Source organism: Caulobacter rhizosphaerae (genome assembly GCF_010977555.1).
Taxonomy (GTDB): Bacteria; Pseudomonadota; Alphaproteobacteria; order Caulobacterales; family Caulobacteraceae; genus Caulobacter; species Caulobacter rhizosphaerae.
The window spans coordinates 1,621,914-1,644,735 of sequence record NZ_CP048815.1 but is presented as its reverse complement, the minus strand read 5'-3'; the positions used below and the strand labels follow the sequence as shown (position 1 = coordinate 1,644,735).

20 protein-coding genes and 2 tRNA genes are annotated in these 22,822 nt (G+C 68.8%); 8 read left to right on the top strand and 14 right to left on the bottom strand.

The window, feature by feature from the left end; translation table 11 throughout:
* Positions 1–168 precede the first annotated feature (168 nt).
* On the bottom strand, positions 169–2,487 hold the full coding sequence (locus G3M57_RS07845; RefSeq protein ID WP_208789663.1) for a TonB-dependent receptor: 2,319 nt from the start codon (positions 2,485–2,487) through the stop codon (positions 169–171).
* A gap of 272 nt (positions 2,488–2,759) precedes the next feature.
* Here G3M57_RS07845 and G3M57_RS07840 point away from each other — a divergent pair, with 272 nt between their 5' ends.
* The gene (locus tag G3M57_RS07840; protein WP_163229819.1) at positions 2,760–3,599 is read left to right on the top strand and encodes an SDR family NAD(P)-dependent oxidoreductase; all 840 of its coding nucleotides are present in this window, start codon (positions 2,760–2,762) and stop codon (positions 3,597–3,599) included.
* On the opposite strand, the gene G3M57_RS07835 is transcribed toward G3M57_RS07840, so the two are convergent.
* From G3M57_RS07835 to cysQ, 7 genes are read right to left on the bottom strand one after another with little or no spacing between them, the layout of a single operon-like run.
* Positions 3,596–4,981: a DUF1254 domain-containing protein gene (locus G3M57_RS07835; protein ID WP_163229817.1), complete on the bottom strand. Its 1,386-nt coding sequence runs from the start codon at positions 4,979–4,981 to the stop codon at positions 3,596–3,598. The two genes, G3M57_RS07840 and G3M57_RS07835, sit on opposite strands and share 4 nt — an antisense overlap.
* 10 nt (positions 4,982–4,991) lie before the next feature.
* On the bottom strand, positions 4,992–6,287 hold the full coding sequence (locus G3M57_RS07830; RefSeq protein WP_163229815.1) for a sulfotransferase family protein: 1,296 nt from the start codon (positions 6,285–6,287) through the stop codon (positions 4,992–4,994).
* A gap of 4 nt (positions 6,288–6,291) precedes the next feature.
* Positions 6,292–7,530: a cytochrome P450 gene (locus tag G3M57_RS07825; protein ID WP_056755212.1), complete on the bottom strand. Its 1,239-nt coding sequence runs from the start codon at positions 7,528–7,530 to the stop codon at positions 6,292–6,294.
* 14 nt (positions 7,531–7,544) lie between these two features.
* Complete coding sequence (locus G3M57_RS07820) at positions 7,545–8,801, bottom strand: hypothetical protein (protein WP_163229813.1); 1,257 nt, start codon at positions 8,799–8,801, stop codon at positions 7,545–7,547.
* Positions 8,802–8,826: 25 nt separating this feature from the next.
* Entirely contained in the window at positions 8,827–10,755 is a 1,929-nt protein-coding gene (gene cysN, locus G3M57_RS07815; RefSeq protein ID WP_163229811.1) for a sulfate adenylyltransferase subunit CysN, read from the bottom strand.
* Complete coding sequence (cysD, locus tag G3M57_RS07810) at positions 10,756–11,703, bottom strand: sulfate adenylyltransferase subunit CysD (protein ID WP_230983972.1); 948 nt, start codon at positions 11,701–11,703, stop codon at positions 10,756–10,758.
* Positions 11,700–12,509 (bottom strand): 3'(2'),5'-bisphosphate nucleotidase CysQ, encoded by an 810-nt coding sequence (gene cysQ, locus G3M57_RS07805; RefSeq protein ID WP_163229809.1) that lies wholly within the window; start codon positions 12,507–12,509, stop codon positions 11,700–11,702. Before cysQ ends, cysD begins: the two co-directional genes overlap by 4 nt.
* 127 nt (positions 12,510–12,636) lie before the next feature.
* On the opposite strand from cysQ, the gene G3M57_RS07800 reads away from it, so the two are divergent.
* Complete coding sequence (locus G3M57_RS07800) at positions 12,637–13,203, top strand: MarR family winged helix-turn-helix transcriptional regulator (RefSeq protein WP_163229807.1); 567 nt, start codon at positions 12,637–12,639, stop codon at positions 13,201–13,203.
* Here the strand turns inward: G3M57_RS07800 and G3M57_RS07795 are convergent.
* Genes G3M57_RS07795 through G3M57_RS07780 form a run of 4 tightly spaced genes read right to left on the bottom strand, consistent with a single transcriptional unit; the run spans position 13,179 to position 17,037 of the window.
* A complete protein-coding gene (locus G3M57_RS07795; RefSeq protein ID WP_163229805.1) occupies positions 13,179–13,955 on the bottom strand; it encodes an SDR family NAD(P)-dependent oxidoreductase in 777 nt (258 codons plus the stop codon). The genes G3M57_RS07800 and G3M57_RS07795 overlap by 25 nt on opposite strands.
* Positions 13,952–14,719: an SDR family NAD(P)-dependent oxidoreductase gene (locus G3M57_RS07790; protein ID WP_188916270.1), complete on the bottom strand. Its 768-nt coding sequence runs from the start codon at positions 14,717–14,719 to the stop codon at positions 13,952–13,954. The genes G3M57_RS07795 and G3M57_RS07790 overlap by 4 nt, the downstream gene beginning before the upstream one ends.
* Entirely contained in the window at positions 14,716–16,014 is a 1,299-nt protein-coding gene (locus G3M57_RS07785; protein WP_056760971.1) for an acyl-CoA dehydrogenase family protein, read from the bottom strand. Before G3M57_RS07785 ends, G3M57_RS07790 begins: the two co-directional genes overlap by 4 nt.
* A 12-nt stretch (positions 16,015–16,026) precedes the next feature.
* The gene (locus tag G3M57_RS07780) at positions 16,027–17,037 is read right to left on the bottom strand and encodes a phosphotransferase family protein (RefSeq protein WP_163229803.1); all 1,011 of its coding nucleotides are present in this window, start codon (positions 17,035–17,037) and stop codon (positions 16,027–16,029) included.
* 193 nt (positions 17,038–17,230) lie between these two features.
* Here G3M57_RS07780 and G3M57_RS07775 point away from each other — a divergent pair, with 193 nt between their 5' ends.
* From G3M57_RS07775 to G3M57_RS07765, 3 genes are all read left to right on the top strand, one after another.
* Positions 17,231–17,794 carry a TetR/AcrR family transcriptional regulator gene (locus G3M57_RS07775; RefSeq protein ID WP_163229801.1) on the top strand — a complete coding sequence of 188 codons (564 nt, stop codon included), beginning with the start codon at positions 17,231–17,233 and terminating at the stop codon, positions 17,792–17,794.
* 241 nt (positions 17,795–18,035) lie between these two features.
* Positions 18,036–18,434 carry a hypothetical protein gene (locus G3M57_RS07770; protein WP_056760961.1) on the top strand — a complete coding sequence of 133 codons (399 nt, stop codon included), beginning with the start codon at positions 18,036–18,038 and terminating at the stop codon, positions 18,432–18,434.
* A gap of 74 nt (positions 18,435–18,508) precedes the next feature.
* Positions 18,509–18,982 (top strand): MerR family transcriptional regulator, encoded by a 474-nt coding sequence (locus G3M57_RS07765; protein ID WP_056760958.1) that lies wholly within the window; start codon positions 18,509–18,511, stop codon positions 18,980–18,982.
* A 144-nt stretch (positions 18,983–19,126) separates the two neighbouring features.
* Here the strand turns inward: G3M57_RS07765 and G3M57_RS07760 are convergent.
* Positions 19,127–19,200: transfer RNA gene (locus G3M57_RS07760), tRNA-Gln, on the bottom strand.
* Positions 19,201–19,370: 170 nt separating this feature from the next.
* On the opposite strand from G3M57_RS07760, the gene G3M57_RS07755 reads away from it, so the two are divergent.
* The 3 genes from G3M57_RS07755 (at position 19,371) to G3M57_RS07745 (ending at position 22,356) form a co-directional block, all read left to right on the top strand.
* A tRNA-Pro gene (locus G3M57_RS07755) sits at positions 19,371–19,447 on the top strand.
* A gap of 188 nt (positions 19,448–19,635) precedes the next feature.
* On the top strand, positions 19,636–21,423 hold the full coding sequence (sppA, locus tag G3M57_RS07750; RefSeq protein WP_163229799.1) for a signal peptide peptidase SppA: 1,788 nt from the start codon (positions 19,636–19,638) through the stop codon (positions 21,421–21,423).
* A 399-nt stretch (positions 21,424–21,822) separates the two neighbouring features.
* Complete coding sequence (locus tag G3M57_RS07745) at positions 21,823–22,356, top strand: VanZ family protein (RefSeq protein WP_163229797.1); 534 nt, start codon at positions 21,823–21,825, stop codon at positions 22,354–22,356.
* 11 nt (positions 22,357–22,367) lie between these two features.
* On the opposite strand, the gene G3M57_RS07740 is transcribed toward G3M57_RS07745, so the two are convergent.
* Positions 22,368–22,652 (bottom strand): hypothetical protein, encoded by a 285-nt coding sequence (locus tag G3M57_RS07740; protein WP_082583793.1) that lies wholly within the window; start codon positions 22,650–22,652, stop codon positions 22,368–22,370.
* Between the last annotated feature and the right edge of the window lie 170 nt (positions 22,653–22,822).

Genomic DNA, 22,822 nt, shown 5'->3' with positions numbered 1-22,822 from the left:
CAAGGGGCCTTGGGTTGTGACTCTCCACGCTTCCCCTTTTTCACCGACGGTTGTTGGTGATGATGAGAATGGTCAGGCCGTTGACGACCCTCCGATGTGGCCGCCGGCAGACAAAAAAAGGGGCGGAGATCACTAGGATCTCCGCCCCTTCAGTTTGATCGAAGGTCGTTAGAACTCGTACTTCAGCCGCACGCCGTAGGTCCGCGGGTCGCCCGGGGTCCGGGCGCTGAAGCCCAGCGAGGAGAAGACGTCGAGCATGGCGAAGTCGTACTTCTCGTTCAGGGCGTTGTTGACGTAGAGGCCGATGGAGGCGTTCGTCCCGCCCACATTGCGCAGCTCGGCGTTCAGGTTCACCAGTTCGTAGGCGTAGGTGATCTGGGTCGGGGCGGCGCCGTCGTTGTCGACGAAGCCGTCGCTGTGGAAGTAGCTGACGCCGAACGACAACTCACTGCCGATCTTGTCCGGGATGGTCGGCATGAAGCGGGCCGACAGGCTGTAGACGTTCTTGGGCGTGCGCGAGAAGGCCGTGGCCGATAGGTCCACGCCGTTCGGGTCGATGAACTGCTTGAACTCGCCGTCCGCATAGGCCCAGAAGCCCGACAGCTCGACCGATTGCACCGGCCGGAACAGGAACTCGAATTCCCCGCCCTGGACCTGGGCCTTCTGGGCGTTGGCCGTGACCGTCGTGATCGGGATCACGGTGTTGTCCTGCAGCAGCCGCTGGATGTCCTTGTACTGGCTGCTGTAGAGGGCGAGGTTGGTGCGAAGGAAGGCGCCGTTGAAGCGCCAGTCCGCCTTCACGCCGACTTCGACGTCGTCGACGATCTCGGGCTCGAAAGTCCGGCGCAGGCCGGCCTCGGTCGAGGCGCGGGCCCCGAAGCCGCCGGTGCGATAGCCGTGGCGGTGGGCGACATAGACCAGCTTGCCGTCGCCGAACTTGTAGTCGAGGCTGACATTGTAGGTCGGCTCGCTGTACTTGACGGCCAGCGGCAGGTCGCAGTTGGCCAGGGTCGGCCGGGTTTCAGCGGTGGCCGAATTGTGGTCCTCGTCCATGGTGAAGCGGCAGGCCGTCGCCGTCCGGCTCAGGATGTCGGCTTCGCGCTTGTCCCAGTTGCCCCGCACGCCGGCGGTCAGCGACAGCCCCTTCACGCTCGGGAAGGCGTAGGTGCCCTGGGCGAAGACCGCGTAGCTGGTGTTCTTGGCCTTGACCCAGGTGTTGGCCCAGCCCGGATAGGCGAAGACGCTGGTGGGCTGAACGTCGCCGAAATCGGCCGCGCCGGTGACGCTGGCGCCCTGGTCCGAACCCTTTTCGCGGAAGTAGTAGGCCCCGGCGATCCAGTTCAGGTTGCCGCTCTGGCCCAGGATCTGGAGTTCGTCGGAAAACTGGTGCTGGTCGAAGATGCGCTCGATCTCCAGCAGCGGGATCGGCAGGCCGTCGGTGTCTTCGTAGCTGTGCGATTTCACGTCGCGATAGCCGAAGATGTTCTTCACCGAGATGTGGTCGCCGAGATCGTAGACCGTCGAGTTGGCGACGGTCACGGTTTCGACCTTGGAGAACGACGGCGTGCCGCTGGCGGTCTTCAGCGTGCCCCGGGCCTGCTGGTCGGCCAGCATCTGCTGCAGGGTCGGATAGTTGCGCGGCGTCCTCGCCGGCGCGGAGTTGAAGACGCCGTTGGGATTGACGGCGCGCACATACGAGCCGGCGCCGCCTTCGTTGGAGTGATAGGCGTCGACCACCAGGGTATTGGTCAGGGCGTCGTTCGGATCCCACTTCAGCGAGAACCGCAGCGCCTGGTTGTCGGTGAAGTTGACGTTGCGGCCCAGCAGGACGTCGTACAGGTAGCCGTCGTCCTTGTTGCTGACCACGGCCAGGCGGGCCGCCAGCTTGTCGCCCAGCGGCATGTTGACGACCGCCTCGGTGTTCAGGGTGCCGAAATTGCCAACGGTCACACCGAACGAGCCGCCGGCCTCATGGGTCGGCGCGTTGGGGATCAGTTGGACGATGCCGCCCGTCGAGTTGCGACCGAACAGGGTGCCCTGCGGTCCCTTCAGCACCTGGACGGACGCCAGGTCGAACAGGCCGCCATTGGCGCCCTGCGAGCGGGGCGCGACGATGTCGCCGATATAGAGCGAGACCGACGGGTCGGCCAGGATGGTCAGCTCCTGCTGGCTCTGGCCACGAATCGCGAAGGTCGGGGTGCTCTTGTTGGCGCCGGCGCCCGGGACGATGATCAGGGCTGGAGCCTGGGTGCGAAGGCCCGACACATTGGTGATGTTGGCGCGTTCCAGGGCCTTGGGCGCCACGGCCGTCACGGCCAGGGGGACGTCCTGCAGGCGCTCCTCCCGTCGCCGGGCGGTGACGATGATGTCGTCGACGGTGGTGACGGTCTGTGCCGAGGCGGCGGCAGGCGGGGCCTGGACCGGCGCGTCCTGCGCGAGCGCGACGGCCGGCACGCCGCACAAGGCGGTCGTAGCGCACGCCAACACGCGCCAATTTCCTCGAATGCCCATGAAGCCTCCCCTTCCTGCGTTTCTATTCCCTAGCCGCCAGTCGTCTGGCCGCGCGAGGTCCGCTCTTCTTCTGGCGGGCTCCCGATGAGACACCCTATGCCCAACGGCGGCCTTGCCTATGCGTCACGCCGTCCTCATCGCGTCAGCGATATGCCCCTTCCATCGGGTGCGGCGGCTGGACGCGGCTACCTTGAGGAGAAAGGCTGGAGCGGACCCGGCGCGGCGTCGGTGTGCTCAGCGAGGCTTCGATGGTTTCCCCCAAGGTGTGGTTCATCACCGGCGTATCCAGCGGGTTGGGGCGCGCGATCGCCGAGGCGGCGCTGTCCGCCGGCCATGTCGTCGTGGGCACCCTGCGCAAGGCCGACCAGTTCGTCGCGTTCGAAGCGCTCGCGCCCGGCCGGGCCCACGCCCTGGCCCTCGACGTCACCGAAGCCGCGGCGGTCGGCCCTGCCGTCGAGGCCGCTGTTCGCCTGGCCGGCGGCCTCGACGTGGTGGTCAACAACGCTGGCTACGGGCTGGTGGGCGCGGTCGAGGAACTGACAGAGGCCGAGGCCGCCCGCGAGATGGACACCAACTTCTTCGGGGTGTTCAGGGTGGTGAAGGCGGCGATCCCGCACCTGAAGGCGCGCGGCGGCGGCGCCATCATCAACATCGGGTCGGTGGCGGGCGCGCGGGGTTTTCCGGGCATGGGGCTCTATAGCGCCTCCAAGTTCGCGGTGGCGGGCCTCAGCCAGGCCCTGGCCAAGGAACTCGCGCCGTTCGGCATCCGGGTGACCGTGGTCGAGCCCGGCGGCTTCCGCACCAATTTCGGCGCCGCCAGCATGGCCTGGGCCCAGGCCCCCCTGCCCGACTATGCGGCGATGACGGCCCGCCTGAGGCACTCGATGGAGCGTCCGGTCGTTCCCGCGCCCAACGATCCAGCCCGCGGCGCGGCGGTCGTCCTGGCCCTGGCGGCGATGGAAAACCCGCCCGTCCACCTGGCGCTGGGCGCCGACGGTCGCAAGTACATCCGCGACGCGATCCACGCGCGTTTGGCCGACTACGACCTGCATGTCGACCTGGTCGAGTCGACGGCCTATCCGGTTTAGGTTTCCAGCGGTCGAGCCACCAGCGGCGGCGGGGTATAGGTCTTGTCCAGCAGCGTCGCATGGGGACCGTACAACCGTCCCACCACCTGGAACGGCCCCGCCGGTACGGGCAGCCAATCGCCCAGGCGATCAGCGGGCGGCGGCGCGTTCTGGAGCAGCAGGGTGAAGCCGCCGTTGGCGTTGCGGCGGATGTCGGCGTCGCGATCGCCGCGCTTGTAGCGCCCGGAGGGGTGGGGAACGAGCAACCGCGTGGCCGCGTCGTAGACCGTATAGGACCAGAAGCCGTCGACCGGCGGCGCTGCGTCGAAGGTCATCGCGTAGGTCGCGGCCGACCCGTCCAGCGCCGCCCCGGCGGCGTCGACCTCGGCGACCATGTAGACCACCTCCGCGGCGCCCGGCCCCCAGATGGCGTATCGGGCCGCGACCGCCCGGGCCAGATAGGCGCCGGAAGAGCCGGTCAACCGATCGCGACCGCCGCGCAGGTCCAGGGGATAGACCCAGCCATTGACCGGCGTGTCGAGGTTGGCCAGCCGATGCTCGATCCTGGCCCGTCCGGCGTCGATCCCGGCCTGGATCGCCGCCGCCTGCTGCGGCGTCAGCACCGAGGCGTCGAAATCCGCGCCGGGCGCCACGCCGATGCCGGCGAAACGCTCGAACAGCGCCGCCTCGTCGGGATGGACGGCCGCCTGGGTCATCAGATGGTTGAAGGTTCCGATGAACTCGGGCGACGGCTGCTCGAAGAACCCCCGTCCTCGCAGGCCGGACGCGGGCGGGGCCGGAAACTCGGCCGCCGGCGGCGCGGGCGGCGGGGCCAGACCCAGGAACGCGCTGAGCGGGACCAGGGCATACTGGTCCTGCAGCGCGTGGATGGCGGCCTCGTCGCCCGGCCCTTCGACGATGATCCGGGTGAAGAGCTTGATGATCCAGCTGTCGGCCGTCACCACCTCGTCGACGCCCGGCGGCGAGGGGCCGCTCCAGTCCGGCCCGGCCAGCAGATAGGTCCGCGCCGCGTTGCCCACGTCCAGCGTGCCGCGGGTGAAGAAGTTCATCGTGTACCAGTCGGCGGCCTGAACGTTCTGGAACCGATGGCCCTCGAACTGCGGGACCTTCAGCACCACGGGCTCGCGCCGCAGATCCAGCCAGGCGGCCGAGTACAGCGTGTCGGTGTTGATCCAGGGGATGACGTTGTTGAACGTCGGGCTGCCCAGGGTCCGGAAGTGGGTGAACCGCCCGATCGCCTGCTTCTCCGGCGTGTCGGGGCCCATGGTCTGCCGGTGGAAGAAGCCGTAGGCGATCATCATCGGGAAGGCGTAGACGTAGGCCTCCTCGGCGATGGCCGTGATCGCGTCGGACGACAGGGCGGGATCGATCGGCGATGTCATCGACGCGTCCTCAGACCGCGAACCGGCGGTCGACCGGAATGGAAAAGCGCTCCTGGTAGAACCCCAGGCGACGACGCAGGTCGCCGGCGTCGAGGCCGAAGTCCTCGGCGGCGTAATCGTGGCCGCCGTGCTTGCCCTGGCGATTGTCGTCGATCCAGGCCTGCATCGCGGACGCAGCCTCAGGGCTCAGCGCATCGCCAGCGACCGCATAGATGCGTCGCACGCAGCCCAGGGGATCGGCGATCAGGTCGGTGAACTGGATGTCGACGAAGCGTCCTTCATCCTCGGGCCTGTCCTCCACGCCCTTGCGGAGCAGCCGCTCGACGATCGACGCCATGTCCGCCCCCACCGCGTGCGGGTTGGGATGGTCGTAGTAGCGTCGCCCGCCATAGGTGGTCAGGCTGGCCAGCGAGATGATCGCCGGCACGGGATCGCGGTGGGTCTGCACCAGGATGGCGTCCGGAAAGACGCTCAGCAGCGGCTTGAGCTGCTCCAGGTGCTGCGGCGCCTTCAGCACCCAGCGCTCTCCGCCGCGCAACCACTGCAGGGTCTGCAACACCCGGCGGAAATAGCGATAGCCCTCGGTATGGTCGAAGGCCTGGTGCCAGCGGCTGTAGCTGGGAACGCGGTAGCTCCACTCGAACTGCAGCGAGGCGAAGGCGAAGATCAGCAGGCTGATGTCCTCGTCCGGCTGGTCGGCCGTCAGTTCGTGCATCAGCTTCAGGTCGGGCACGACCTTGTCCAGCATGTCCAGGGACTGACGCATGCGGACCAGGCGCGGGTCGGGGTCGGGCTGCAGCGCCGTCGGATCGCCGTCCGGCAACGGGACGACCTGCTCCCAGAACGGCGAGGAGCGCTTGGCCGGGTCTCGCGACAACAGGCGGTGCAGGATGGTCGTTCCGCTGCGGGGCAGGCCGATGACGACGATCGGGCGTTCGACCGGCTGATCCAGGATTTCCGGATGGCGCCGCCAAAGGTCCTCGAACCGCAGCCGCATGGTCAAGAGACCCGCGAGCTGGTTGAACACCTGCAACCGACCCAGGGCGTGGAGCTCGATCTCATCGTTCAGCGACCGGCACAGGACGGAAAGGGGCTCGTCCAGCGGCGCCGGACCGAAATCGACCGGTCCGCCGGCCCGCCGGATCGCCTCGGCCTTGAGGGCCTCGGGCGTCAGGGCCAACGCGCTCGCCGCGGGGATCGCGCCGTTCAGCGCGGCCAGTCCTGCGGCGGTGTGCTCAGGATAGGCCAGGGCCCGGGCGCGCCCCGTCAGGGCGGCGTCCGGCGGTAGGGGCGTGGACCTCAGCATCCGATCAGCTCCAGGCCACGTCGAGACCGGTATGGCCCCAGTACATCCACGTCCGCACCCGGCCGCCCAGGCCCAGCAGGCGCAGGTTGGGCAGGCGTTCGATCAAGCGTTCCAGGGCGATCCGGGCCTCCAGCCGGGCGACCGGCGCGCCGAGGCAGAGATGGACGCCCGAGCCGAACGACAGGTGCTGGCGCGCCTCGGGCAACGGCCGATCGATGCGGAACTCGTCCGGGGCCTCGAACACCGCCGGATCGCGATTGGCGCCGCAGATCGAGAACATCAGCTTGGCGCGCTCGGGGATGTCATGGCCGTGCATCTGCGTCTCGGAAAGGCTGGTGCGGAAATGCGCCAATACCGGCGGGTCGAAGCGCAGCGACTCTTCCACGGCGTTGTCGATGAGCGACGGGTCGGCCTTCAGCTGCTCCCAGCGTTCGGGCGCCTCCAGCAGCCGCCGCAGCAGGTGGCCGATCAGGTTGGTCGTCGTCTCCTGGCCGCCGGTCAGGAAGGCCAGGCAGATGTTCAGCATTTCCTCGTGCGTCAGCCGCCGTCCCTCGACCCGCGAGACCAGGGCGCGCGACATGAAGTCGTCCGGCAGCACCGCGCCCAGGTGCGAAAGGTCCGGGTCGTCGACGCCCGCCGCGGCCAGCAGGGCCTGGCGCTGCTCGATCAGGGTGGTGAAGTGCGGATAGATCTCCCGCAGCACGACCTCGTAGGAGCCCGGCTCGGGATCCTCGAAGGTCAGGAACTGCAGCGTGTCGCTCCAGCGCTTGTAGTTCTGGTAGTCGGCCTCGGGCGCGCCCAGCATCCGGCACATCATCCGGGCCGGCAGCGGCAGGGCGAACAGGCTGTAGAAATCGCCCTGGCCGTCGGGAATGGCCAGCATCGCGTCGAGCAGTTCGTCGACGATAGCCTCGATCTTCGGGCGCCAGGCCTTGACCATCGGCGGCGTCAGGCCGCGCTGCACCACCATGCGAAACGCGGCGTGGAAGTCGCCGTCGGTCTTGAAGCCGACGTCGCTGATCGAGTCCTTCATCGCGTTGCCGAAGCGGAACGACCAGATCGGATTGCCCTGCAGGATGTCGGTCTTGATCTCGGCGTGGTCGCTCAGGACGTAGTAGTCCGGCCGGCCCGCCTGCGCGGGTTGATGGTGGAAGGGACAGGCGGCGCGCAGGGCGCCGTAGGCCGCGCCGGGATCGGCCAGCGCGTCTTCCTCGAACGGGTCGAAATGGATGTCAGACGCCATGGTGTCCTCCTGAATCAATCCAGCCGCCGCGCCAGGTCGGCGGCCCGTTGCGACAGTTGTCGCCGTCTCTCCGCCGGCGTGACCCAGCGCATGTCGGTCGGCAGGGCGCTCGCCAGGACGTCCAGCTTCACGACGCGCGATCCGCGCACCGAGCGCTCGGTGTCGAACCCGCCGTCCGGCAGCCCCTGCCAGCGATGCAGCATGGTCCCCTGCTCCAACCCGGCGGGATCCAGCCAGTTGTGGACCCCGGGATCGGACAGCGCGACGACATAGGTGATCGTCCCGTCGGCCGAGCGGTGGGCCTGGTGTTGGTTCAGGCTGGAGGTGTGGGCGCCATAGTCCATCGAGGCGCCCCAGGGATCGGCCAGCTGGACGCCCAGATACCGCGCCCCGCACGGATCGATCGTGACGACCAAGGCCTCGTCGACAGCCAGTTCAAAGCGGGCCTCGCTGGTGGCCTGCTGCGTGTAGGAGAAGTTCTTGGCGCGGCCCTTGGCGATCTCGTTGAACGGCGTCCCGAACCACTGGGGCATCAGGCGAAGCCAGTAGTCGATGGACGCGTCGATGGCCGCGACCGCCTCGGCGACCAGTTGGCCCTCGGAGCGCGCCGTCGCACCGGGGCCGGCGGTGCGGGTGACCGTCAGCGAGACCGGCGTCTCCGCCGCCCAGTCCTGCAGCGAGTCCCGCACGAAGATCAGGCGGGCGGCGCCGGGGCGGGTCTGCAGGTGGTTGACGCGGCCGCCGGTCTCGTCCGGCCCGACGGTGAAGCTGAACCGCCCTTCGTCGTCCCTGTCCAGTTGGTCGAGGATCAGGACGCCCTGGGACCGGCTGTCGACGCCAGACCCCGGATAGGCGTCGAACAGGGTGAAGCTGACATCGGCGCCGGGACGATCGTTGACCTGGCCGTCGATGCGGAAATCGCTGACATCGTCCACGGCGATGACCCGGTAGACGTTGTCGGGATTATCGACCCCGTGCCGAGTTCCGGGCACACGCGTCCCGTCGCGCGCGTGCGGCAGGTTCAGCGTCCAGAACGCCGTGGCCCGGCCTACGTCCATGGCCACCACCGACACCACCGCGCTGAAGGCCATTTCCTCCAGGTTCAGCGGGATGGTCGCCCGCCCGGCCGGCGCCTGCGCCAACGGGTGGGCCTCGAACGCCGCGCGCTTGGCCTCGACGGCCGCCTGGACCGCCGGGTGCGCAAACAGCCGCACGGCGTCGGCCTCGATGGCCAACTGGCCGGGTCCGTTCAGCACCGATCGCACGGGCATGTCCATCTCCTCGGTCCTGGCCGTTTCAGACTTCGTAATCGATCTCGCCTTCGAGCCAGGCGACGATGCGCTCGGCGGCTTGGACGGGGTCCATCCTGGTGGTGTCGATCACCAGTTCGGGGTGCTCTGGGGCTTCGTAGGGGCTGTCGATGCCGGTGAAGTTCTTCAGCTGTCCGGCGCGGGCCTTTTTGTAGAGGCCCTTGACGTCGCGCTGCTCGGCGATGGCCAGGGGGGTGTCGACGAAGACCTCGACGAACTCGCCGTCGTCGAGGATCTCGCGGGCCAGGCGGCGCTCGGCGCGGAACGGCGAGATGAAGGCGGTCAGGACGATCAGGCCGGCGTCGACCATCAGCTTGGCGACCTCGGCGACCCGGCGGATGTTCTCCACCCGGTCCTCCTCGGTGAAGCCCAGGTTGCGGTTGAGGCCGTGGCGGACATTGTCGCCGTCCAGCAGGTAGGTGTGGCGGCCAAGCGCGTGCAGGCGCTTTTCCACCAGGTTGGCGATGGTCGACTTGCCCGCCCCCGACAGGCCCGTCAGCCACACCACCCGGCCGCGCTGGCCCTTCAGGGCCGCCCGCGAGGCCTTGCCCACGTCGGTGTGCTGCCAGTGGATGTTGTCGGCCCGGCGCAGGGCGAAGTTGATCAGCCCCGCCCCGACGGTGCGGTTGCTGATCCGGTCGATCAGGATGAACCCGCCCAGGTCGCGGTTTTGGGCGTAGGGCTCGAACGGGATGGCCTGGTCCAGCGACAGGTTGACCAGGCCGATCTCGTTGAGCTCCAGCTTCTTGGCGGCCAGGTGCTCCAGGGTGTTGACGTTCACCCGGTGCTTGATCTCCGTGACGCTGGCCCCGACCATCCGGGTTCCGATCTTCAGCAGGTAGGCGCGGCCCGGCGGCAGGGGCTCGTCGTCCATCCACACCACGGTGGCCTCGAACTGGCCGGACACGGCGACCGGGTCGTCGGCGGCCACCAGGATGTCGCCGCGGCTGACGTCGATCTCGTCGGCCAGGGTGATCGTCACCGACTGGCCGGCATAGGCCTCGGGCAGGTCGTCGGGCTTGGTGACGATGCGGGCCACGGTGCTCTGGCGGCCGGACGGCAGGGACCGGACCTTGTCGCCGGGCTTGACGGTTCCCGCGGCGATCTGGCCCGAGAAGCCGCGGAAGTCGAGGTTGGGCCGGTTGACCCATTGCACGGGCATGCGGAACGATTGGCCGCGCAGGTCGTCCTCGACCTGCACCCCCTCCAGCCAGTCCATCAGGATCGGGCCGTCGAACCAGGGCGAGTCCTCGCCGCGGCTGGCCATGTTGGCCCCGGTCAGGCCCGAGATCGGGATCGGGGTGAACACCTCCAGGCCGATCTGATCGGCGAAGGCGCGATAGTCGGCGACGATGGCCTCGAACCTCGCCGGGTCCCAGCCGACCAGGTCCATCTTGTTGACCGCCAGCACCACGTGGCGGATGCCCAGCAGCTTGACCAGGTAGGAGTGGCGGCGGGTCTGGGTCAGCACGCCCTTGCGCGCGTCGATCAGGATCACCGCCGCATCGGCGGTCGAGGCTCCGGTGACCATGTTGCGGGTGTATTGCTCGTGGCCGGGGGTGTCGGCGACGATGAACTTGCGCTTGTCGGTGGAAAAGAACCGGTAGGCCACGTCGATGGTGATGCCCTGCTCGCGCTCGGCGGCCAGGCCGTCGACCAGCAGGGCGAAGTCGATCGCCCCGCCTTGGGTGCCCACCCGCCGGCTGTCGGCTTCGAGGGCGGCCATCTGGTCCTCGAAGATCATCTTGCTGTCGTAGAGCAGCCGGCCGATCAGGGTCGACTTGCCGTCGTCCACCGACCCGCAGGTGATGAAGCGCAGCAGCGACTTGTGCTGGTGGGCGACCAGATAGGCGTCGATGTCGTCGGCGATCAGGTCGGAGGGCTTGTAGATGGTGTTGGGGGCCGCGGCGGTCATCTAGAAATAGCCCTCCTGCTTCTTCTTCTCCATCGAGGCGGACTGGTCGTGGTCGATGACCCGGCCCTGGCGCTCGCTGGTGGTGGTCAGCAGCATCTCCTGGATCACTTCGGGCAGGGTGGCCGCGGTGCTCTCCACCGCCCCGGTCAGCGGGTAGCAGCCCAGGGTGCGGAACCGCACGCTGCGCATCTGCGGGACCTCGCCCGGGCGCAGCCGGAAGCGCTCGTCGTCGACCATGATCAGCGACCCGTCGCGCTCGACCACCGGCCGCTCGGCGGCGAAGTACAGCGGCACGATCGGGATGGCCTCCAGGTGGATGTATTGCCACACGTCCAGCTCGGTCCAGTTGGAGATCGGAAACACCCGCAGGCTCTCGCCCGGGTGCTTGCGGGTGTTGTACAGCTTCCACAGCTCGGGCCGCTGGTCCTTGGGGTCCCAGCGCTGCTCGGCGGTGCGGAAGCTGAACACCCGCTCCTTGGCCCGGCTCTTCTCCTCGTCGCGCCGCGCCCCGCCGAACGCGGCGTCAAAGCCGTACTTGGCCAGGGCCTGCTTGAGGCCCTCGGTCTTCCACAGATCCGTGTGCAGGGCGCTGCCGTGGTCGAACGGGTTGATCCCCCGCGCCTGCGCATCAGGGTTCTTGTGGACCAGCAGCTCAAAGCCCAGCTGCGCGGCGATGGTGTCGCGCAGGTCGTACATGGCCCGGAACTTCCAGGTGGTGTCCACATGCAGCAGCGGGAACGGCGGCTTGGACGGATAGAACGCCTTGGCCGCCAGGTGCAGCATCACCGCGCTGTCCTTGCCGATCGAATACAGCATCACCGGCTTCTCGCACTCGGCCGCCACCTCCCGAAGAATGTGGATGCTCTCCGCCTCCAGTCGCTGCAAATGCGTCAGACGCGCAGCCGACAGGGCCATCGCGGCGGTGTTGATCGGCGCGTTCATCGTCATGCCGTCGCCCTTTCCAAGCTGGCTGGATCGAAGGCTCCCGAGGCCACGAACCAGGGGTTGGCGAAGGCGCTGTCGCCCGGCACGCGCGACAGGCGGTAGCTGAACGGCTTGCCTTCCAGGCAGCGGACCATGCCGCCCGCCGCCCTGAGCACCGCGTCGCCGGCGGCGATGTCCCAGGCCATCGTCCGTCCCAGGCGCGGATAGAGGTCGGCCTCGCCGCTGGCCACCTTGCACAGTTTCAGCGACGAGCCCGCCGACAGCAGGTCGGCGACGTCGAACCGGGCCAGATAGTCGGCGGTTTCCGCCCCCATGTGGCTGCGGCTGGCGACGACGCGCAGGCCGGCGGCGGAGGGCCGGCCGGCCTCGAGCCGCGTCCAGGGTCCGAACGCGCCGTCGGCGTCCAGCACGCTGGTCCGTGCGGCCCCGCCCGCCCCGGCATAGATGACGCCCAGCGCCGGCGCATAGACCACGCCGACGCACGGCTGACCGTCTTCCACCAGGGCGATGTTGACGGTGAACTCGCCGTTGCGGCTGATGAACTCCTTGGTGCCGTCCAGCGGGTCGACCAGGAAGAAGCGATCGCCGACGTCCGGAAGTTCGCCGGCTTCGGCGGCTTCCTCCGAGACGACCGGTATATCGGGGAACTGCTCGGCCAGGGCGCGAAGGATCACGGCTTCGGCCGCGGCGTCGGCCAGGGTGACCGGCGAGCCGTCACCCTTGAGGCTGACGCCCACGTCCTGGCGGGCGTAGAGGTCGAGGATCACGTCTCCGGCCGACTTGGCGATCCGTATCAACGCATCCAGCATCTGGCCTCTCCCGGGCAATTTACTAAACTGGTGTAGTATTTTTCGACGGACTGGGCGAACCTCTCCGTTGTCGGCGACGCGGCTCATCGCGTCCGCGATCGCGGCGCCGCAACATGGCGAGGAGCCCATGAGCCAGACCATCGTCCATCCGCCGCCCCGAACCGTCGACGAGGTCCCCGGACATGAGGCGCTGGTCGGCGGGCTGGAGGTGTGGCCGCAGCTGGATCCTTTCGCGGCCACCGTGCGCTGGCAGCTGCTGCAGCTGGGCCAGCTGGTGCAGCGGTCGGTCGACCGGGTGGCGGCCGCCAACGGCCTCACCCACGCCGAAGTCGCGATCCTGGGCGCGTTGAAGCGGTTCGGACCGCCGTTCGAGGCTTCGCCAAGCCAGCTTCAAGGCGCCCACTGGGTCACCCTGCCCGGCCTGGCCAAGCCGATCGCGCGGCTGGAGGCGCTGGGCTATGTCGCCCGAAGACCCAATCCCGAGGATCGCCGCGGCGTCATCGTCAAGCTGACCCCCGAGGGCAATCGCCGGATGACCGACATCATCGAGAACCAGGCGCCGCCGGAATACTGGGCGATCGCCAATCTCGATCCTGAGCGCCGCGCCCGGCTCGAGGCCGTGCTGCCCGACCTTCTGGGCCTGCTGCTGGCGTCGGTCCCGGCCGACGATCAGGCCGGCTTGGAGACCACGTAGTTCAAGGCCAGACGGCCCCCGTCGGCATAGAGCGTCTGGCCGGTGATGTAGGAGGAATCCTCGCTGGCCAGGAACGCGGCGACGCCGGCCACCTCATCGGCCTCAGCGAAGCGGCCCAGCGGCGTGCGCGACAGCATCATGTCGATGGCGGGCTGGTCCAGGGCCGCCTCCGTCATCGGCGACCAGGTCGGTCCCGGACCGATGGCGTTGACCCGCACGCCGTGCCTGGCCATCGCCAGGGCCATGACCTTGGTCAGCATCGAAAGCCCGCCCTTGCTGGTGCAATAGGCCGGCGAGGTTTCGACTCCCAGCACCGCGCCGACGGACGAAATATGGATGATCGCCCCCTTGACGCCGCTGGCGATCATCCGACGCGCCACGGCCTTGCCGACGATGAACGGTCCCACCAGATTGACGGACAGGACCTTGGTGAAGTCTTCCAGGGTCGTGTCGTAGAAGGGCTGGCCGCCCTTGCTGATCCCCGCCGAGCAGACGGCGAGGTCGATCGGACCGACTTCGGTCTCGACCGTCTCGACCAAGGTCTCGACGGTCGCCTCGTCAGCGGTGTCGCAGGCCATGAAACGCGCCCAGCCGCCCGCCGTCCGGATGGCCAGCGCCTCCTGCTCGCCCCGCTCGGCCTGCAGGTCGGTCATCACGACGCGAGCCCCGTCGCGGGCGTAGCGCCGCGCGATCGCCAGGCCGATGCCGCCCGCCGCGCCGGTGACGATGGCGACCTTGCCGTCCAGGCTCATGGGTCTACTCCGGTCTTGCGGTCCCAGAAGGAGCCGCCGTCGACGCGGATGTTCGCGCCTGTGGTATAGCTTGAAGCGTCGGACGCCAGGTAGAGCGCCGTGCCGACGATCTCGTCCGGGTCGCCCCAGCGGTTCAGCGCCGTGCTCCGCCGCGCCTCCGCCTCCGTAGCCCATTCGCCGGCGATGTCGGTCAGGAAGCCGCCAGGAGAGATGACGTTGACGCGGACCCTGGGCGCGAACTCCTGGGCCAGGGCGATGGACATGGCGTTCAGCGCCGCCTTGGCCCCGGCATAGGGCGCGATCCACGGCGAGGGCTTCAAGGCGCCGATCGACGAGACATTGATGATGCTGCCGCCCGCTCCGGCGGCCATCCGCGCCCCGACCAGGGCGGTCAGGCGAAAGGCCCCCTTGAAGTTGACCGCCACCACCTTGTCGAACAGCGCCTCGCTGGTCTCGACGCTGGAGGGCGCGACCGGCGACAGGCCGGCGTTGTTGACCAGCACGTCGAGGCGACCGAACGCGGCCCAGGCCGCTTCCGCCAGCGCGCCGACCTCGTCCCAGCGCCCGACATTGCAGGGCAGGGCCGCGGCGCGGCGGCCCAGGCCCGTGATCTCGGCGGCGGTCGCCTCGCAGGCCTCCGGCTTGCGGCTGGAGACGATGACGTCAGCCCCGGCCCGGGCGAAGCCCAGGGCCATGGCGCGGCCCAGGCCGCGGGTGCCGCCGGTGATCAGGGCCACCTTGCCCGTCAGGTCCAGGCCGCTCACGCCGCCGCCTCCAGATAGGACGCCAGCTTGGCGCGCGCCGCCGCTCGCCGACTGGGCAAATGGCCGCTCGGAAAGAAGCCGACATGCGGTTCGACGTCGCGCGCCAGGGCCTTGGCCACCGACGCCAGGTGCACCTCGGTGGGCCCGTCGGCGATGCCGAACATCGCCGCCAGCCCCAGATACTTGCCGAACGCCATCTCGTTCGACGCGCCGAGGGCGCCGTGCAGGTGCATGGCCTTCCAGACGATGTCCTTGGTGATGTCGGCGGTCGCGACCTTGACCATCGCCACGGCCAGGCGGCCCTCGCGACCGTGGCCTAGGCCGGCGTCGAACATCCAGGCCGCGTGCAGCACCTGCAGCCGGAACTGGCGCAGGGCGATGGCGCTGGACGCCAGGTCGTTCTGCACGCTCTGCAGGTCGATCAGCCTGCCGCCGGCCACCTCGCGGCTGACAGCGCGTTCGGTCATCATGTCGATCAGCTGCTGGCAGAGGCCGATGGCGCGCATGGCGTGATGGATGCGGCCGCCGCCCAGCCGCGCCTGGGCCACCGCGAAGCCCTGCCCTCGCCCGCCCAACCGCGCGCTGTCGGGCAGGCGAAGGCCGTCGAAGCGGATATAGGGATGGCCGCCCACGCCCTCGGGCTCGCCGAAGAAGCCGACCTCGCGGACGATCTCCAGGCCCGGCGTGTCGCGGGGGACGATGAACAGGGTGTTGCGCTGGTGAGGCTGGGCGTCCGGATCGGTCACCGCCGCCACGATGATAAAGTCGGCGTACTGGGCGTGGCTGGCGTACCACTTGTCGCCGGTGATCACCCAGTGGTCGCCGTCCTGGACGGCGCGGGTCCTCAGCCGCGTGGGATCGGCGCCGCCGGTCGGCTCGGTCATCGAGAAGCAGGAATAGACCTCGCCCGCCACCAGCGGCCGCAGATAGCGCGCCTTCTGCTCGGGCGTGCCGAAGGCGGCCAGGATCTCGGAATTGCCGCTGTCGGGCCCTTGACAGCCGAACACCACCGGGCCCCAGTCGGTGCGGCCGAGGATCTCATTCAGATACAGCAGGTTGACCTGGCCGACCCCGGCGCCGCCGTCATGGGCCGGCAGGTGCGCCGCCCAGAGGCCTCGCCGCTTGACCTCGGCCTGGAGCGGGGCCAGCGCCGCCCTCGCCGCCTGGTTTTTCCGGTCGTAGGGCGCGCTCATCTGGTCGAACACCAGGTCCATCGCCTCGACCTCCTCGGCGACGAAGCGACGGACCCAGTCGAGCTTTTCCTCGAACTCGGGCGCGATGCTGAAATCGACCATGGGCTTTCCTCCCTAGGCTTGGCCGCGCGCCATCTCGCCGGCCTTGGCGGCCAGGCGGAGGACGAAGTTTTCGGAGTCGGCGGAATGGGCCTGGCGTCCGCCTCGGAAGCGCGCGTAGTGGCGCTCCATGATGACGGCCAGCTTGTACTGGGCCAGCACCATGTAATAGCTCAGATGCTCGACCGATCGGCCCGTCCTGTCGGCGTAGTAGTCGGCCAATTCCTCGCGATAGGGGAAATCGGCGGCGTCGAAATAGCCGGCAGGATTGGGATCGTTCCGCCCACGGAAGCCATAACAGACCCAGCCAAGGTCCAGGAGCGGATCGCCGACCGTAGCCAGTTCCCAGTCGATCATCGCCGCCACCCGGGCCGGCGCCGCGCGCTCGAACAGACAGTTGGCGAAGCTGTAATCGCCGTGGATGATCCCGGGCGAAGATGCCTGGGGCGTATTGGCCGCCAGCCAGTCGGCGGCGTAGGCCAGGCCCGGGAGGTCCCGCCCCGCGTAGTTCTCGGTTTCCGCGTAGGAGGCCAGTTGGCTACGCCAGCGTTCGACCTGCCGTTCCAGGAAGCCCTCGGGCTTGCCGAACCCCTCCAGGCCGACGGCGCGATAGTCGACATTGGCCAGCTGAGCGATGCCGTCCACCAAGGCGAAGCCCAGATCGCGGCGGCTCTTGCCCGGTCGATCGAACGGCGCGGGCGGCGGCTCGCCGTGGCCCAGCCAGCCGTCGACGAGGGCCATCAGGTAGAAGCGCACGCCGATCACCGACGGATCGTCGCAATAGGCGATGAAACGCGGGTGCGGCACGTCCGTCCCGGCGAGGGCGGACAGGACCCTGGCCTCCCGCGCGATGATCTTCTCGCTGTCGGGGCGTGGCCGTTCCGGGGGCCGGCGCAGCACCACCTCGGGACCGCCCCGGCGGATCGCCATGACAAGATTGCTGGCGCCGCCGCTGAGCACGCGCGTTTCCAGGGCCGCCCGCCCCAGGGCGGGGGCGTGGACGTCCAGCCAGGCGGTCAGCCGCATCTGTTCATCGCTCGTCATGCCGGAACGGTGAGCGCGTCCATTCCCTTTCGCAAGACTGACAGTCTATTGAATATATGATAGTCCAGCATCCATCGAGGAGGCGATGTTCGCGCCTCCGCTATTTCCGGGTTTGCTCTTGAACGCCTCTGCTCCCGCCGCGAAGGCGCCCTCCCTTCGAGAGGCTCAGCGCGCGGTGACGCGGGATCGCCTGCGACAGGGCGCCCGGGCGGTGTTTTCCGCACGTCCCTACACGGAAGCCACCATCGACGAGATCGCCCTGCGATCCGGTGTCGCGCGAGCGACCTTCTATCTGCACTACGACAGCAAGCGCGCCTTGCTGCGCGACCTGCTGGTCGAGGACATGACCGCGCACCGGCGCCTCTATCATCGCCTCGCCGACCTGGGCGCCGACGCCGACCAGGCGAGCCTGGAACGCTGGGTTCGCCGCTATATGAAGGTCTTCAGCGATCGCCGCGCGGCCCTGTCGCTGTTCAACCTGGTGATCGGTTCGGACCCGAGCTTCCTGGCGGAAATCGCCCGCGAGCGTGACGCCCTGTTCGACGATGTCGGCGCACGCCACCCCGCCTTCCATTTCGGCGCCGATCCCGCCGGACGTCGGCGCCGGATGGCCGCGCATCTGCTGGTCTTCAAGATCGAGCAATTCTGCCTGCACGCCGCCTTCGCCGACTGGGGCGCCGACCTGGACGCCGGGATCGTCATCCTGACCCAGGACCTGGCGACCTTCCTGCGCGGTTGAACGCCGCGGATCGCAGGAGCCGAGCGAGCGCGTCGCAAGCCTTCGATATCGCAAGGGCGCTAAGCACGGCGCCGAGGCGGCTGGCGACTTGTCGACGCCTCGCCATTGGCCTTTCGTGAGTCTCGACAGCTTTCCTCCCGGTCGCTGTTCCCTGGCGCCTCGGTTCGCCAGGAACCTGGGCGCCGAGACCGCATCGTCGTCTCGGCGCCTGTTTTTCCAATCTCGATCCGCAGGGACGGCCGTGCGACTTGGCGCCAGGGTTCATGATCAGGTCCGTGACGAGGCTTCGCCGGACGGGTCGGCGTCGTGTGTCGAGTGGGCTCCCTTCGCGACGGCCCTGGTCGAGCGCCTGCCGGAGGCCACGCCCCCGAGCCTGGCCCTGCTTCGCGACGGGTTCGAAGGCCGAGATCTCGCGTCCGGCGGCGACCAGGCGGTCCGCCTGTGGCGCGTGGGTCGCTGGCTCGCGACCCAGACCACCCGTCGGCCGGACTCGTTTCAGATCATCGACGACTGGACGGTCGTCGTCGGCCGCCGAGTCGTGCAGCTCGACGTCGACGGCGGCGTTCGTGAGCTGTCTTCCCGGCGGAACGATCAGGGAACCCGTCTGGCCAGCCTGGCCTGCTGGGGACGTCGTCGTTGACCGCCCGCGCCGCCTCGCCGTCGGGCCGGGTTTCCGCGACACCCCCTCCCAAACCCCTCGCAAATGGAGTCCTCATGATGACGGGACGGCCCACCCCTAGCGCCCAGGCCGGGCCACGCCGCCTGGTGATGATCGCCGACCTGGCCGAGCAACTGGGCGTGACGGCGCGCGCCCTGCGCCACTACGAGGACGTCGGACTGATCCGCTCCGAGCGCACGACGGGCAACGCGCGGGCCTATGATCTGGAGACCGTGGAGATCCTGAAAGCCATCGTCCGCCTGAGGCAAGTCGACGTGCCTCTCGCCGTGATCGACGGGATCGTCAGGCAGGGATCGGATCCGTCCGTCCAAGCCTTGGCGATTCGCCAGGCCCTGGACGCCGTGCTGGCTGACAAGAAGCAGGCCCTGGCCAGGGTTGTCGCCCTGATCAAGACGATGGACATCCGCGACGAAGGCGGCCCGACCACCGCGCCGCGGTCCGAACCGCCGCGCTCAGGCCGCTTCATGCGATCGGCGGAAAGCGCTGCAGCCGCCCGCGAAGCCGGCTAGGCCAGACGCCGAATATCGATGCCGAGAGCCCTGCGCACCAGTGCAGGGCTTAACGGCGTTCTCCGACCAATCCTGACGTTGGCGCCTGCCCGCCGGCGCGGCGGCCGCGGACATGTCTCGCGATGTCGACTGGCAGGGGGGAAGTGGCTGGGGAACTAGGACTCGAACCTAGAATGACGGTACCAAAAACCGCAGTGTTACCATTACACCATTCCCCAGCAGGAACGGCGAGACCCGTCTGGGCCCGGCGAGGCGGTGGAGATAGCGCAGGAGTCGGATGGATGCAACGCCGCTTTGAACTTCTTTTTTCCCGCCCTTTTTCTTTTTGTGGAGCGATTTTTGGCGCTTGCGAGAGCGCCGGGGCCTGTCTATAAGCCGCCCTCCAAGTCGGAGTGTGGCTCAGTCTGGTAGAGCACTGCGTTCGGGACGCAGGGGTCGCAGGTTCAAATCCTGCCACTCCGACCATTCCTTTCCCGAGATTTCCAAGAGAACAAGACGTCGCGGCGTCGCCCCTCGCCGAGGGGGCGAGCGGCGGGCTCGACGCCTGCTCGCGAACTTCGCGGCCTTGTGAGACCAAGGGTTGCGCGCAGTTCATTTGACCGCGACGCCAGGGTCGCTACTAGCTTGCGCGACACGAGGCAGCAGGACGTCCGATGAAGCAGTTTCTCATGACCGTGGCCGGCGTTTTCGTCGGCTTGGTGTTGTTCCTGGTCGGCGTCCCCTTCCTCCTGATCGTCATGGCGGCCAGCGCCGCCCGGCCCGCCCCCGTTCCCGCCCACACCGTGCTGCAGCTGGACCTGCGCGGCGGCCTGTCCGACCAGGAGCCGCAGAACCCGTTCGCGGCCCTCGGCGGCGGCGGCGGCCAGTCGGTGATGTCGATCATCGAGACGCTGCGCCGGGCCGAGACCGACGACAAGGTCGAGGCGGTGCTGGTGCGCCTGCCGGAGGGCGGCATGGCTCCGGCCTCGGCCGACGAGCTGCGCCTGGCCTTCAAACACTTCCGCGCGGTCGGCAAGAAGCCGATCTTCGCCCACAGCCAGGGGCTCTATCCTTCGGGCCTGGTGACCTCGACCTATATGCTCGGCGCGGCGGCCAGCGAGTTCTGGATGCAGCCCGACAGCTCGCTGCAGGCCGTCGGCGCGGCCAGCGAGGAGATGTTCTTCAAGCGCTTCTTCGACAAGTACGGCGTCAAGGCCGACTACGAGCAGCGCTACGAGTACAAGAACGCGGTCAATCCCTACCTCTATAGCGACTACACCCCGGCCCACCGGGAATCGACGCTGTCGTGGATGGGCTCGGTCTACACCACCGCCCTGACCACGGCCGCCCAGGACCGCAAGGTCGATCCGGCCGCCCTGATCAAGACCATCGAGGCCGGCCCCTACAGCGCCGAGGAGGCCAAGGCCAAGGGCCTGATCGACCGGGTCGGCCAGGTGAAGGACGCCCAGGACGCCATGCTGTCGCGGGCCGGCAAGGGCGCCAAGCTGCTGGACTTCGACGACTACGCCGCCCGCGCCAAGAAGGCTCCGGCCAAGACCGGCCCGACCATCGCGGTCGTCTCGGCCGAGGGCGCGATCATGACCGGCAGCGGCGAAGGCGGCTCGCCGTTCGGCGGCGACAGCACGATCTATTCCGACCAGGTGGCCAAGGCCCTGTACGACGCGATCGACGACAAGGACGTCAAGGCGATCGTGTTCCGGGTCTCCTCCCCCGGCGGCTCGGACACCGCGTCCGAACAGATCCTGGCCGCCGTGAAGGCGGCGAAGAAGGCCAATAAGCCGATCGTGGTCAGCATGGGCACCTATGCGGCGTCGGGCGGCTACTGGATCAGCTCGGGAGCCTCGGCGATCGTCGCCGAGCCCACCACCCTGACCGGCTCGATCGGGGTGTTCGGCGGCAAGTTCGCCCTGGGGGACGCCCTGGCGCGGTTCGGCGTCGACGTGAAACAGGTGCATGTCGGCGGCGACTATTCCGGCGCGTTCGGCACGGGCCAGGGCTTCACGCCCGAGCAGCGGGCCCGGTTCGCCGGCTGGATGGACCGCATCTACGCCGGCTTCGTGCATCGCGTCGCCGAGGGTCGAAACCTGCCCGAGGCCCGGGTTCGCGAGATCGCCAAGGGCCGGGTCTGGACCGGCGTCCAGGCCAAGCAACTGGGCCTGGTGGACGAACTGGGCGGCTTCTACGAGGCCGTCGACAAGGCCAAGAGCCTGGCCAACCTCAAGGGCGAGGTGAAGCTCAAGAAGGTCGGCGGCTCCAACTCGCCGTTCGAGGCGCTGGAGAAGATGCTGGGCGTCAGCGAGACCTCGGTCCGCACTCTGGCCGCCTCGGCCTGGCTGCTGGGCGACCCGCGCTCGCAATCGATCCTGGACGAGATGGCCAAGGCCCGCCTGCGCTCGACCCCCAGCGGGGCGTCGGTGCTGGCCGACACCCCGATTCGGTAGCTCCGGCTTCACTCGCAAGACAAGGGCCGTCCGGGCGACCGGGCGGCCTTTCTTTTTGCGGCCTCCTGGGGGGACCAAGACCCTCCCCCTGTGGGGGAGGCGATCGCGCAGCGATCGGTGGGGGGAGTTTTAAGGACGTCGATCCGGGGTTACAGTCATCGTCCGATCACTCCCCCCTCCGTCGGCTTCGCCGACACCTCCCCCACAGGGGGAGGATCTTGGATGCACGACATCTCGTCCTCACGCGGAACCCGCCGAACGTGATGGGAAGGGTGCGAAGCGCCCGGGCCTCGCCCGGAATGGCGGCGGCGCCCGGTCATCTTCCGTTGACCCTGTTCCTTCACGGCTTGTACGCCAAGGCGCCCTAAGGCTTTGGGCTCATTGCGAGCCAGGAAGCCGATGCTGACGCCCAACCATGTCGTGACCACCGCCCGCGCCGTCCTGATCGCCGGCGCCCTGACCGCCGCGGTGCTGATGCTGGGCCCCTGGCCGGGCCTGGAGCAGGTGTTCGGCCTGAGCGACAAGACGGCCCACGCCATCGCCTTCGGCGGCCTGGTCGCCGTCTCGTTCCTGGCCTTCCCCCGGATGCGTCGCAACGATCTGGCCCTGGCCGCCGTCCTGCTGGGCGCCAGCGTCGAGGTGGCCCAGATGTTCACCGCCGACCGCAGCGCCTCGATCAGCGACCTGCTGGCCGACACCGCCGGCGTGGCCGTGGTCTACCTGGCCAGCCATATCGAGAGCCTGCGGTCCCTGGCCCGCCAGCGCGGCCGGGCCAGCTTCGCCGAGATCGCCGCCCAGGACCGCCGCCGGGGCGGACGCCGCCTGGCGCCGGTGATCCAGGCCGCGTTCCCGCCGTCGGCCGACGAGCCGACGCCCGAGGGTTCGACCACCTTCGCCAGCCGGGCGGCCCGACGCTTTCCGCGACAGGCCTGAAAGCCTCGCCGTCAGGTGATGCGCTTGACGCTGACCGGGTCGCTGCCCGGGAAGCTTTCCTCCAGCCCCTCGTCCAGCAGGGCTTCCTGACGGCTTTCCGAGCACTCGACCTTCTCGGCCAGCTGATCGTGCTTCTCGCCTTCGGCCAGCGGGGTCTCGGCCTCGCGAGCGTGCGGCGCGTCGAAATGCTTGTCCTCGTGGCGAACCTTGCCGTCGCTGGCCATGTCGGCCGTCGAGGCGCTGGTGCCATGGGTGAAGTGGCGACCGCCTTCTTCCTTCTTGTGGCCAAAGTTCATGGGGTCTCTCCCGAATTTCGCCCGGAGGCGTTGGAAAGGAGAACCCGTGAAGCGGCGCCTAGGTTGCGCCCGACAGCCCGAACACCACCGACCAGAGCGCGAGATTGGCTACCGCCAGGGCCGCCAAAAGCCACCGCAACCGTCGCCTGACGCACAGCGCCCGCCCGTGC